Genomic DNA, 13,468 nt, shown 5'->3' on the forward strand with positions numbered 1-13,468 from the left:
GGCCGATTTCGTGGCACACCGACCCCGCCCGAGCTCCCCGAAACGGCCTGGATCAACCCGCCTCCGAAGGAGAACGCCGACACAGAACAGGCAGCCTGACCTGTCTCATCCGGTTTGACAGATTCCGAACCACCAGCAGCTCCGGACTTCTAGCGCACAGATAGAGTGCGCGGCGAGCTGAGGCCGGTGAGACGAACGCACGGTCCGGATGTCTTCGGTTCTCACGAATCCGTCGAGGAAATCAAAGGGCAATTGGCTTCCTCACGCGACCTCCTGGTGGTCGACGGCCCGACCATCCCGCTCGACGAATTCGGCGAGCGGGATGAGGATATAAAGGCCGAAGGATGAGATCTTCTTGCTCACCGCGGTGTAGGCGGTGGTGGCGCTTGGAAGTGTGCGTGTGACTGATGGAGAGGATGGCTGTCGCTGGTGATGATGAGTCCTTTTATCGGGGTTGGTGTGATCCTCAGCAAACCTGCCATTTCGGCGATGCGGACACGAGCGACCGGGTCGCCGGTGTCGATGGTGCGAAGGTCCGCGGTCAACGCTGTGGTGCTTGGATCGTCGAGCCAATGTACGTGGTAGCTGGTGGCCGACAGGATCGTGCTGCGGTGCCCTGGGATCCGTACACCCAGCCAGAGTCCTGGCGTGGAATCAGCATCGGGGCTTGAGTGTTGGAAGTGGCCGAGTGCGCCGTCGAACCAATGTGCTGGTCTGCCGCGGTCGGCGCATTCGAGCCAGTAGGTGATCCAAGACTGTAGGTGGTCGAGTTCGTTCGTGCTGATGACGGTGTCCGGTGATTTCTCCGGGCGCAGGGTGGCAGCAATGGTCAGTATCGATTGGACGCCGACGCGGTCATCTTGGGTGCTGGAGTAGTAGGCGCTGAATAGAGCGTGACACCAGCGTTCGTACTGGCTGACAAGCAGACCGCGAGCGAGTCTGAGGACACGGTCCAGTTGCTGGTGCGTTGTCGAGTCGACACCACCGTCCACTAGCGGGGCGCACAGGGCGAAGCACGCGTTCAGCAATGTCGTGGCGATCCCTGCGCGGATCTGCGGGTGCGCGGTGAGGTCGGCGTCGAGGCTGTCGAGTTGAGCGGTGAGCTCGACGGTGCGATGGAGGTAGGCGAGGGCTTCGACACGGTAGGCAACGAGATTCAGTCGCCGCAGAGGGTCGCTTCTGTCTAGGTCGGACAGGGTGGCGTCGATGAGTTCGAGTGCTCGCTCCTCTTCGCGGTGCGCGAGGAGTGCATTGATCTCGGAGTTGGTGTCTATCGACTCCGCACGAGCATCTGCGGGGAACTCTGCCGACAACGCGTGCACGCGCCGCTGGAGATCCTGCAATGGTTCGACGTCCTGGAAGGTGAACTGCGCCTTGCTCATCGCGGCGTCGATCCATGTCTGCAATTCATGGCGTATCACTTCAGCATCCCAGTCGCGATCGTTCTCAGCTGCCGCATGTTCGAGCGCCTCGATCGCTGTTGCTGCATGGGGAAGAATCTCTTGTTGCGTGCCGCCAAGGAGTCTCAGTGTTCGTGCCAGTTGAGCGGAGGTCTTCACGACCAGCCGGGTTTGTCGATTCGGTTGCGCAAGTAGCAGTTTCATTTCGAAGTTCAGCCAGGCTATCGCCTCGGTGCTACGCCCTTGCACATCGAGCAGGTTTGCCTGGTTGCCGGCGAGGGAGGCTGCGTATCTGACGGCTTCCTTGTCGCCGTTCCATTCGCTGGCATGGGCGAGCACTGCGAGCGAATGGGGTTGCAGAATAACCGCTTCGGCGTATTGATTGTTGTTCAGGTAATAGTCGAGCCAGGAACCGAGGTGGGCTGAGGCGCGGTTGATCAGTATTTCGATGCTGAAGCGTGAGCGCACGATCCGCTGCACGATCTCGTTGATGTCCACGCGAGCCCGTAGTTCCGATGCGGCGTCCGGGTCAGGATTTTCTGCCCGGTCGATCAGTGACTCGCTGCGGATTCGGCGGATTACTCGATCAACCGCAGGCAACTCTGGCTCGGCAGGAACCAGCAGTTGGTAACCGGATTCCCGCAGCGCCGTTTCGGGTACAACAGTGGAGGTGAAGAGCAGTATGGCTGGGATCGAGCGAGACGCCAGCACCGAGCCGACTCCGAGCATGTTGTACGCGTCAGCGTCTGCGTCGTCACCGGTCTGAATCGCGGTGGCCTCCAGCCGATCCAGACAGATCCCGATCGCTGCTTGCAGAGTCCGCGGATATTCGTCACGGTCGAGAGATGCGTCCGTGAGGACGTAGGCGTCGATCTGCGTCAGATACTGCTCGGCGCCTTCGATCAGCGCGGACAACGACCCGAAGTGAGCGGCGACGACCTGGATTACCAACGGCCAGCCTTGGAATCGCCGAGCGACCGTGTACAACGCTCGTGTGACCGCGGGGCCGTTAGCCACATCCGCCTCCAGCCGGGAAGACAGCAGTGCCACCGACTGCTCATCCGACATCGCAGGGATGCGTATCGGACGGTAGGCCGTCCAATCGACCGAGTTGTTCGAGGTGATCAGGACGTGCACATGACCGACGTGTGGCAACCAGTCGCCGATGTCATCGGGGTGGTGTGCGTTGTCGAAGACGATCAGCCATCGGCCCGGGAAGGCGGCGATCGAGGCTCGGAAGCGTTCTGCAACTTCCGTGGGCGGTAGCTGGGGTTCGAGGTCGGGCAGACCGAGCGTTCGTCGCTGCGCCACCACCGATGCAAGTATTGCAGCGTCGGATTCGGCGTCGATCCAGCACACACGGTCGTAAGCCTCGGACTCGGTGTGGGCATACATGGCGGCCAAGCGGGTCTTGCCCAGCCCTGATCGACCCAGCACGGCGCATCGGCGCGAGCGCCGCGAGCGTATGTTGTCGAACCGCGTCCGGATCGCGGTGAGCTGCTCGTCCCGGGCGATACCCTCTCTGGAGGGTACGTGGTGTAGCCCGATCGCGGTTTCGTCGGCACCGACTGCCTCGGCAAGCAGCAGCGGTGATGTCGCCAGCAACGCGGTGAAAGCCGCCAGGGACACGGCTCGGGCCGGGGCACCTTCGTTCGTGGGCATTACCGTTTCGATGCCGGCCGCTCGTTCGAAAACCTCTGTGATCGTCGACTTTTCGAGTAGGCGTGCGGCGTTCTCACCGAGTGCCAGCCCATGCGCTGCTCGCCACTCTCGGATGTGCGCTCGGATGCGTCGGCGAATCGTCTCCGCAGTTTCCCCGGTTGCCTGGACGCGGCCATGGCGCAGGCGAGTTACCGCCGCCGCATTTTGTGCCACTGCCGCCAACTCTGTCGACGCTGCCGTCGAAGCGGCCGCGAGAATGCGCAGCTGCGATAGGAACTCGTAGTCGGTGAGAGGCTGCGTACTGCGTGCCGCGATGAGGATGTCGTTCAGCTCGTTGATCTCACGGCCTGGACGTTCGTTGGTGGTGACCACGTATTCGGGGCAGTCGATCGATCCAGACAGCCGAATGAGGATCCTCAGTGCTGTCGCGGCGCTCATCGTGTTGGAAGCGGGATCATTCGTGGATTTGACTTGGTGTACAGCAACTACACCGTGGTCGGGGTGCCGGATCGCGAAGTCGACCACGTCCGGGTCTTCGGCATCGGCGTCCCCGCTGTCCTCGATCACGACCTCTGCCTCTGGAGGCCAGTCGGCCTCGATGTGGATGAGAAACGATTCGATCGTGAACAGGTACTGGTAGAACAACCCCGAGGCGGCGCGGGCTCCCCCGTCCATGCGCAACATGACATCGAAAGTACTCGATCAGAAACCTGATCTAAGGTATGTCTTCTGGTTCTTGCCCACCTTGGCGCGAATCTGATCGTCCGTAATATGCAGGGGCGGTGGCTAGTTTATCGTTGCGCGGGGTCTGATCTTGGAACGACGAGAATCCTGTTCTTGAAACTGCCCGGCCTGCGGATCGAGATGATCCGCCGCCAGTCGGTCGATAGAGGTCTGACGTCGGCTGCTGACCGCTCTTCGGACCTTGCCATCCCTTCTTCTTCGAAGGACGCGTACTACTAGCTCCGCAGCCTGCTGAGCAAAGACACTGGAGCCGGATTTTCCGCAGTCACGACCAGTTTGCTCACCGGTGTGTCTCGGGCAGCAGGATGCTGTCGAGTTTGCGGAGGAATCGGGGCAGGTGTGGATCGGTGGCCGACAGGCCGTACGGGTCCAGATCCCACCACCGTCCACCGTCGAACTCGCTGGGGTCGAGCGTGTACCGGCGAGTGCGAACGCCGCGGATCACGTACCACAACGAAATGTCGGTATGAACCGGCGTGGTGCCGACGGTGCCGTTGGTGAGCAGCACCGGTTGCTGGCCCACCACATCGAATTCGGCCTCGATGCCGAGTTCTTCGCTGGCTTCCCGACGGGCCGCTGCTAACAGGTGTTCGCCGGACTCGACGTGTCCGCCCATCGGTAGATGCAGTCCGGCGAGGCGATGCTGTCCGAGGTACACCCCTTGCGCCTCGGGATCGACCATGACCGTGTAGACGGCAAGGTGTGGTGAGGGAATGTTTGGTTTGGCCGTCCGGAAGATATCGTCGGTCGATCCGAGCCAATCCAAAGTTGTTGCGATGTGGCGTCGTTCGAGATCATCGAAGGGCGAGATGCCCGCGATGAGATCCGCGACGACCGCAGTGGCAGGCCGCATAGCGGCGAACCCTACCGGTGCCCTCCGACATGTTGCGCCTCACGCCGGACCGATCGAATCGGCGGACAACACTGCCGCCACACTTCGCTGCTCCGGCCGTCGTGTCCGCATGACTCCGCGTGCGGCGACCCGCGACGGCCGGTCGCGGGCGGCTACTGAGAAGGCCTTCGATCCCGTACGGCGGTCGGTATCCTCTGCCGATGGCTGATGCTGCTGAGAGGTTCGGGTCCGCGATGAGCACCTGGCAGGAATGGCAGGAAGCGCCGTGGGGTCGGCTGCGCTATTCGATCGTCGAGGCAAACCTGGTCCGTCATCTCGACAGCGCGGGTTCTCTCTCCCTACGGGTCCTCGATCTCGGTGGCGGCGACGGCGGTGACGCGGTACGCCTGGCCGCTCAGGGCCATCGGGTCACCATTGTCGACTTCGCACCGGCGATGCTCGCTGCGGCCACTGAACGTGCTGGGGCCCTTGGCCTCGGCGATCTCATCGCGTGCGTGGAAGCCGACGCGACCGACCTTCCCGAAGAGCTGGCCGCAGCACAGTTCGATGCCGTGATCTGTCATAACCTTCTGCAGTACGTCGACGACGTTCGCGGACTGCTGGGCGTAGCGCTCGGGGCGCTCATACCGGGAGGGTTGTTGTCGGTGATGGCGCTCAACCGATACTCGGAAGCGTTGAGAATCGCTGTCCGCGAAGCGGATCCCTCCGCCGCACGTGCCGCGCTGACAACCGATCGGGCGCGAACGGAGATGTTCGACTCGCAGGTGACCCTGCACACCGCCGAGGAAATCACTGCCATCCTGACCGACCTTGGCTGCCAGGGTATTGGTCACTACGGCATTCGCACCTTTTGCGACTATATCGACGATGAGTGCAAGGGAGAACCAGACTTCTTTGTCGAGCTCGAACGCCTCGAACTCGCCGCCACAGCTTTGCCGCCCTACATCCATCTTGCGCGGTTGTTCCAGCTCATCGCACGAAAGACAGCTCCGTAACGATCGGTCCGCTCGACACCGCCGCGCGCCCCACTCACTTGTCATCGTCGGTGTGACACTCCCAGGGCTGGTGACGGTGCGGAACCCGCAGCGCCGCAACACGTCCAAGAAGGTATGGAGCACATCGATCGCCAAGCACTCATCGACGCCGACCTGGATCCGGACGATCCGAGTGTGTGGGAGCAACTTCTCTTGGGGTGACTGAGATTCCGAGCTGCGCAGGCGGAGGTTTGCGCAGCTCAGTGGCTTTCGTGGTGGCTGTAGCGAATAACGACAGGTGTCGATTACATGATCGCGGATCGAGTCCGCGGCGTTTCGGGGTGAATATCGGCGGGCTCAAGCGGCGCAATGTGCGAGGATGACACCGGTGTGCTAGCCGCCGATCTTGAGATCCGCGTCGTCGATAAACCGCGCGAACAGGCTGAACGCACACAACCGCTCCAGCGCGGTGTGCTCAGTCAGCTCGATCTCGTCGTTGGGGAGATGCCCCAACGGATTCCGGATCGCGCTGAAGCATCCCGATCCAAATTCCATCACCCCGCGGCGCATCGACTCAGCCGTTTGATCGCTGCTGACGACGAGGCCGTACCGAAGGCGGGGCTTTCCCGGCTGGGGCTCATCCTTGGAGAACGCCTGCTTTACTAGGTCGAGGTCTGAAACATCGCGACGCCCCACCTTCGCCTGCAGAAGCGAATTCACCGCCTTCGCCGCGGCTAACACTGCTTCGTGCCGGTGGCCGGTTGCCCATTGCGCGGAGGCCGCTTGCCAGATCAGCGGATGCAGCTCCGAGGCTTTGATCTGCGGGGAGTTGTCCAGACCGCCCAGCATCTGCGCAACCTCCATGCGGCTGTCCAACGGGCAATCAGGCGCTGCGCGGCATCGCGTTCCTGCTTGAACTCATCGTTCTTGCTGGTGGCGTTCTCGGACTTCCATTCAGGGTAGAGGCGATCCAGGATCGGGCGAACGGTTTCGGTGAGCCGGATAGCCGATGCGCGCCCGCACGACGGCGCGGTCCGTGGCGTCAAGACGTTGGCGGTCGATTGACCTACAGCTTTGGTCTCATCGATGTAGGAATTGAGCTGCTGGTAGACCCAATCGACCTTGATCCCTTCGAGGTTCACGCCCGCCATCTTCACACGTGCCGTAGCTGGGCCGCGCACCATATTCGGTTGGCAGTTGGATCTCGATACTGAGTGACCGCTTCCCTTATGAGTCAGCCCGCCCCCCGGGGCGGGCGAACGTGGTGAGTCGCGGCCGATTTGGTTTGTCCGATAGCGACGCATATCGAGCGTCGTATGGCCACGGCTTGCTGCAGAATATTGTTGAACACCCTCAGAGAACCGTTGCAGAACCAGCCCGAAGATCAGCAGATGCAACAGCCCGATACAGGTCCAAGACCCCCAGAGAACATCCCAGCAGCGGATCTCTGATCTGCTGCGCTGGTATGGAATATGGCTCGCCACAAGGGAGTTCGGCTAGCCGGCGCGACGCTCGGGTGCAAGCTCGTTGTCACAGATCGGCTCCGGGGCTGGTGGTATCCGTGCGGTCGACCGCCTCGGGACCGATATCGCGTGCGGGGAACTGGGATTCGACGCTGTCGGCATCTCGGCGGAGATCCTGTTCGGCTTCTGCTGCGTCAGCGGTGAGGTGGGATCGCCGCTGTTGTTCGTGTTGTAGTTCGCCCAATTCATCGATCAGCCAATCGTTGTCGGGGCTCGATGATGTGTCGGCTTGGGGTTGGGCGGGCCCGTAGAGCAGCGCTTCGGTATCGGCGAGCGCGAGTCGGAGGGTGATGTCCTCGATGCGCTGAGCCAGTTCGGCGTCGGCAAGCACGCGGAGCGGATTTGCGGTGGCGGGATCCAGGTCGGTGGGGTTCGAAGGCGTGGCGGCATCGGTCAGGTGTTGGGTTACCCAGGTTTCGATCTGAGCGCGGAGGTCGGCGGTAGGCGCGCTGTACCAGTCACGGCGCAGCATCGTCAACGCAGCAGACGTGGGGTAGACGTCGGCGATGTGTGCGCATCGCGCCGCAATATGGTCGCGTGGTTCGTGGTCGGGTATCGCGGGGGCGTCGTTGTCGCGGCACTCGCCGCACAAGCCGTCATCGCCACGGCGACCCGGGGGTGGGGTGGCGTCGAGTACGGCCCGCTCGAGACCGCAGTGCACGCAGTCGAATCCGCGGGTGTCGGGTACTGCGGCAAGGTCGTAGTCCAAGGGTTGCTGGGTCGTGCGCGGGTCGTGGGGGTTCGGGTTGTAGTACCGGTGGGGTGCGCCTTCGGGCAATGGCAGATGACGCGGTGCGGCATCGACATCGGCGCGTGTGTCGAGATATTCGGCGGTGCCACGGGCAGCGGCGATGTCGGTGGCGGTGGGCCGTACGCGCGCCGGGCTGTCATCGATGCGGGGTTCGTGGTCGCGTGCGGCGTGGTCGGTACTGCCGATGGTGCTCGAGGGTCTGACCCCGAAATCAGGGTTGTAGGTGTGCGGGTCGGTGGCGGGTGTTGCGGCTTCGATGAGCGCGCGGTGCTGGGGAAACTGTTCGGCGGCCCACCGCAGGCGAGCCTTGGCGACCGGGAAACTGTTCTGGTAGAGCGTGGTCGCGACACGTTGGAGCACATCGAGTTCGGTGTCGGTGGCCGCGCGGGAGGCCGCGATGAGTGCGTCTTTGGCCTCGGCGACACGTCCGGCGTGGAACAGGGCGGTGACGACGTGAAGCTCAGCGGTGATCGCATCGCCGGTGTCGGTGTCTGTGTCTGTGTCGCGAGGATGATCGTGGGAGTCGGCTGGTTGTTCCTCGGGCCTCGAGGGTGCGGCGCCGTCGTCTTGTCGGGGCATGGTCTCGTCCGAATCTGTTTCTGTGGTGCGGCTTTCGCCAACTTCGGTCGCGGTGGCTGGCGATGGGGTGACTGGGTTCAGAAGTGCTTCGATGCGCCAGGCGAGTGCGGTGGCGTACTGGTCCGGTCGCGGTCCTGGGTCCTCGTGCACGGCGGCGGCGAGCAGCTCCTGGGCAGTGATGAGCAACTCGCGCGGATCCCACCCCTCGGCGGTGCCGTGGTCGACCGCGGCGACCAAGCGCGGCCAGGCGGGGCTGGCAAGGACGGTGTCGGTGAGATCCTCGCCGAGGAGCTGGTGCAGATGGGCGGTCCAGTCGGGCCGTAGATGGGTGGCATCGGTCGCGGTCTGCAGCGCCGAGGGGTCCAGACCGAGCCGGAACCAGAGTGCGGCAGCAGGCATCTCGTCGGGCAGAGGCCGCGCGCTTGCGGCGTGCGTGAGTAGCGTGTCGATGTCGAGTCCGGTTCGGGCGGCGGCGTCGAGTTTGTCGGCTAGTTGCGGCCACCACGGGTCGTCGAGAACGCGGGCGTCGAGGCGTTTGGCCAGCGGCGACCACATGTCGATCGCGGTGTGCAGGTCGCCGAGTATGTCGGTGACCCGTACATCCAGCAGCCGTTGATGGTCGTGCTCGCGGGCGGTGAAACCGGGTGGGCCCGTGGGCCGCAGGTCGGTGTCGATGGTGTGGCGGCCGGCTCGCCAGACAGTGAGCTCACCTATCAGTGCGTCGTTGCCGAGCAACGGTCTCGCCCACACTGGCGCCGTCGTAGCTGTCCAGCCCCGGGTATCGGCGCGGATCTGCTCGGCGAGATGGGAAGTGAGGTGTGCGCGGGCGCGCAGATGCTCGGATACCAGGCCCTCGGGCAGGTTCCGCGGCAGCCCCCGTACCCAGGGCAGAGGTTGAGTCTCGCGGGGATAGGCATGGCCGGTGTCCAGACGCCAGTGCAGCACGGCGGCGGGATCGGCGGCGGTGCCCAACTCTCGCGCGGCGAGCGCAGAGGCGAGCGCGTCGTGAGGGTCGTGCCCGGATAACGCGATGAGGGAGAGAACCTCGCGCAACGCCGGGTAGGCGGGCGCGTCGGTGAGTCCCGGCCACATGTGTTCGGCGTGGGCGTCGAGGGCGGTTAGCCGTTCGGTGCCGAGTGCGTGCTCGGCGGCGAGTGCGAGTGCGTCGTGGTAGGCATCGATCGCGGGGCCGAGACGTTGGTGCGGGTCGAGTGCGTCACGCAGCTCGGTGTGTGCGGATTGGTTGGTGTTGTCGCGGGCCAGGATTCGCTGTAGGACTTCGACGGCGGTGCGGGGGAACAGGCCGGGTTCGGTCCAGAAGGAGGCTTCGCTGCCGTCGATGGCGGTGGTGACGTACACGGTGTTGGTGGTGGCGCCGCGGGTGAGGGCGACGTAGAGCTGGTTGCGGGATTCGGTGCCGGTGAGCACGACGTGGCAGGTGTCGGCGGTGATTCCTTGTGCGGAGTCGATGGTCATCGCGTATCCGAGACGGACATGCTCGCGCACGTAGTCGGCGGGCAGCACAGTGGTCTCACCGGTGCGGCGGCCGGAACGCAGATGGGTAACGGAGATAGCGCCGTCAGGATGTACGGCGGTGACTGTCCACCGGTAGCCATTGCGTACCCAGTCGTGTTGGCCCAGGCGCAGTCTCGGGTTGTTGCGGCGGGTGCTGACGATGTCACCAATCGATGCGCGCAGTCCGTCGGCCAGTTCAGCTTCCACACCGACCGTAGTGTCGCTGCGGCCGATTCGGTCGCCGCGGGCTTGGTCGTTGAGTGCGGTGACGATGTCGTTGGTGGCGGCGAGCATCACGGTGTCACGGCCAGCGAGCTGGTCGGCGATCCATCCGGCATAGGCTTGTTCGCGCACCGCGGCCGGTGACCCTGAACGTATGCGTTGGTGATCGAGGTAGAACCCGAGGGCGCTCGGATCTCCTTCGCGCAGTGCGAGACTCGCGGATGCCTCGATGGTGGAGGCAAAGCGCACCACCTGAGTCATGGTCGACGCACGCGCGGCATCAGCGGTGTCTGCTGCTGAGCCGCTGGCTTCGATTGCGGGCAGCTGATGGTCGTCGCCGACGCACCGCACCGGCGCCTGCCGGTCGAGAAGGAAGTCGAACAGCGCCAGTCGTTTGTCGTCGCCGAGGCGCACGTGCTCATCGACGATGACCAGTGTGCGCGCGTCGATCTCGAGCACCCACTGCGGCAGCGACGGCGGAAACGGTCGGACGGCCTCGACCGAGCCCACCGTGGCGGGGGAGTGTTTACGCAGGACGTCGAGGAGTTTATCGACCGTTTCGGTGCGGGCATCAATCGCTTCACCGAGCACAGCCGCCGCCGCGGCAGTGGGAGCCAAGCCGAGCACGGTTCCGCCGTCGGCGCGCCAAGCATCGGCCAGCACGCGCATCGCGGTGGTCTTCCCGGCGCCGGCGGGTGCGTTGGTGGTGGTGATGAACCAGGGGGAGCGGGCGAAATCGGTGATGACCGAGACCTGTCCGGCGTTGAGCCGACGCCCGGCGTTGGCCGGATCGCGGTGGTAGGTGCGGATCGCGATATCGACATCGTCGGCGGCGAGCGTGTGGGCGCCGATGCGCAGCGACAACTCGATCAACCGCTGCGTGGTGCCCAAACGATGCACGCTGGTGTAGGTCTGGGTGCCGGCGCTGGTGTAGACGCTGGTGCGATCGGTGCGCTGGTATAGGGGTGGAACGTCGGCGAGGACGGGCTCGTGGGCCAGGTCCGGATCGCCTCGCGCGACCGCGTGCAGCGGTGAGAGAGTCTCGGAGACTACCGCTTCGACCGTGGTGGCCCAATCGTCTCTGTTCAGTAGTCCGCGCAGCTGCCGTTCGGCTTCGGCGCGGACGTGATGCCACTGCCAGCTCGACCGTTCCGCGGACACCGTCGCCACGACGCGACGCCCGATATCCGCGATCTGGGTGGAGGTGAGTCGGCGGCGTGGTGCGGACCGGTGAGACAGGATGGTCGATACCGTCTTCGACAGCAGTTCTGGTGAGCCGAGGATCGTTTCGGCTTGCCGGCGCCAGTCAGCGCGTTGTTCGGCCCACGAGCGTGATCGGTGGCGGGTCGGTCGGGTTTCGAGAGTGGCGCGCTCCATCAGCGCGAACATTTCTTTCGGCATCGGTTCGCGCCCGACTTCACGCTCGAACTTGGCTGCGAGCACATCGAGGCGTGCGGTGATCGCGGCATCACGACGGGACCAGTACTCGATCAACGCCAGTGGCACACCGTCGATTTCGCGGATCGGTCGCTTGGCCGGATCGGTGCCGGGGCGTTCACTGAACGACACCGCGAGGTCGTGCTCGAGATGGTGTTCCAAACGGGTGTTGTAGATCTCGCTTACGGTCACCATCAGCCGGTAGATCACGGCCGCGTCGAGGGTGAGCCAGTGGCCATCGCGTGTGCGGACCCGGTTGGCGATCAACAGGTGTGTGTGCAGATCGGGGTCCCCGCTTCGTGATTCGCGGTGGACGAACCGGGCGGCGATGATCCCCTCGACATCGACTTGCCGTATCCCGTTGGCTCCCAATCGGGAGTAGATCGCGTGCTTTTCCAGCCAGGTGACCGCATCGTCGATGGCTTTGTCGTGCGCAGCCGCGATCGTGTCGGACACCGACTTTGGGGCGATCGCCCACAGCGCGGACACGCTCTTGACCGGGCTGAAGGTGATGTCGAATCCGGCGACCGCAGCCGATTGCGGGCGCGAGTTACGGGCCACCCACCCCGACAACTCCCGCGCATCCAAAGGCGGCCGCCCGATCATTTCGGTGAACATCGTGGTGGCGACGCGGCTGCGGATGCTGGCACGGACATCGTCGTCGATGGCTGCTGATCGGTGCAGGCCGTGTGCGGTGTTGTGCTCGGCGAACGCGGCTGCGCAGCGTTCCCGGAATTCGTTGCCGCCCTGGTACACCCGGAACGGACGACCCAGTCGGGTGGCCTTGTCCGCTGCGCGCAGGGCGTCTGTGGGTTTGGCGCCGGCGGTGATCTCGCGGTCGATGACCGCGGTCTCGATGGCGTCGGCGTTCGGGTGGCGTCCTTCACCGAACAGGCTCTTCATCTGCGCTTCGGTGACGAGGTCCCCGCCGTTCAGGCCCAACGCGGACAGGCCGCTGCCGTCCCACCGACCAGGTGACTCACCCCGTGCCGAGTAGTAGTCGGCGAGTGTCCCGGGGCCCCGGTTGGTGGAATCGCCGGCGGCGACCTGCCGCAGGTAATACAGATAGCCGTTGCCGGCCAACACTTTGTGCAGCGTCGCTGTCACACATCCATCGAAACCCTGTGCAACAGTGCATGTCTACAGTCGGAATTGATAAAGAAATTACCAGTTCAGCTATTTTGCCTGGTTGTAATCGAATTGTGCCCCGTTATGCAAGAGGTCTGATTGGCGCTAATAGGAGGAAGAAGGGGGATTGGGGTGTGGGAGAAGAAGAACGGATAGGTGAGGGGGTGGGATTGAGAAGGTGTGGGGTGGGTGCGGTGAGGGAGGTGGGCAAGATGGTGGGGGTGAGAGATGGTGGGGTTCGGCAGGTAAGCGGAGAGGACTGCTTACCTGCCGACATCGAACCTGAAGGCCGTCAGCGCATTACGTCACGTGAGCGACAGGACCGCTTGAGGGACAAGGGAGCTGGACCGGAGGGTTCAGATCGATGGGCAGGACATGGAATAAGGCGTACGCGGCGCAATAAAACGCCGTGAATACGAGGATGTAGAGGATCGTGGTCCGCGCGATGAAGGACAAGGTGGACACGATGTGGCTCCTGCGTTGACGGGGAAGAGGGCGCGGTGGTGGCCGGTCCGCCGCGGGAGTGGACACCACGGCGGACCGGAGATCGGACGTGCTGGAAGGTCAGGCGGCGTGCTCGCGCGGGGCGGGCACGTCCAGACCGATCCAGACTCGGCACTGTGTGCAGAGACTGTCGGTGTTGACGGCGGTGATGCGCGTGCACGCATCACAGCGACCGG

Annotated in this window: 7 protein-coding genes; 2 read left to right on the forward strand and 5 right to left on the reverse strand. The window is 64.0% G+C overall.

Annotated features, from left to right (window positions below; all coding sequences use genetic code 11):
- Positions 1–186: 186 nt before the first annotated feature.
- Positions 187–348, forward strand: coding sequence for a hypothetical protein (locus GFY24_RS40510; protein WP_153810415.1), 162 nt, complete (start codon positions 187–189; stop codon positions 346–348).
- A gap of 11 nt (positions 349–359) precedes the next feature.
- Here the strand turns inward: GFY24_RS40510 and GFY24_RS40515 are convergent, their stop codons facing one another.
- Together GFY24_RS40515 and GFY24_RS40520 are read right to left on the reverse strand one after the other, a co-directional pair.
- Positions 360–3,746 (reverse strand): ATP-binding protein, encoded by a 3,387-nt coding sequence (locus GFY24_RS40515; protein WP_153810416.1) that lies wholly within the window; start codon positions 3,744–3,746, stop codon positions 360–362.
- Positions 3,747–4,086: 340 nt separating this feature from the next.
- The gene (locus GFY24_RS40520; protein ID WP_153810417.1) at positions 4,087–4,659 is read right to left on the reverse strand and encodes an NUDIX domain-containing protein; all 573 of its coding nucleotides are present in this window, start codon (positions 4,657–4,659) and stop codon (positions 4,087–4,089) included.
- Positions 4,660–4,892: 233 nt separating this feature from the next.
- On the opposite strand from GFY24_RS40520, the gene GFY24_RS40525 reads away from it, so the two are divergent.
- Positions 4,893–5,654, forward strand: a complete 762-nt coding sequence (locus GFY24_RS40525; protein ID WP_228567156.1) for a methyltransferase domain-containing protein — start codon at positions 4,893–4,895, stop codon at positions 5,652–5,654.
- A gap of 372 nt (positions 5,655–6,026) precedes the next feature.
- Here the strand turns inward: GFY24_RS40525 and GFY24_RS40530 are convergent, their stop codons facing one another.
- From GFY24_RS40530 to mobF, 3 genes are all read right to left on the reverse strand, one after another.
- Positions 6,027–6,482 carry a TIGR02391 family protein gene (locus GFY24_RS40530; RefSeq protein ID WP_194853226.1) on the reverse strand — a complete coding sequence of 152 codons (456 nt, stop codon included), beginning with the start codon at positions 6,480–6,482 and terminating at the stop codon, positions 6,027–6,029.
- Complete coding sequence (locus tag GFY24_RS41520) at positions 6,425–6,775, reverse strand: hypothetical protein (RefSeq protein ID WP_194853227.1); 351 nt, start codon at positions 6,773–6,775, stop codon at positions 6,425–6,427. Before GFY24_RS41520 ends, GFY24_RS40530 begins: the two co-directional genes overlap by 58 nt.
- A gap of 388 nt (positions 6,776–7,163) precedes the next feature.
- Positions 7,164–12,767, reverse strand: a complete 5,604-nt coding sequence (mobF, locus tag GFY24_RS40540) for a MobF family relaxase (RefSeq protein WP_153810421.1) — start codon at positions 12,765–12,767, stop codon at positions 7,164–7,166.
- Positions 12,768–13,468 lie beyond the last annotated feature (701 nt).

The organism is Nocardia sp. SYP-A9097 (assembly GCF_009649815.1).
Lineage (GTDB): Bacteria > Actinomycetota > Actinomycetes > Mycobacteriales > Mycobacteriaceae > Nocardia.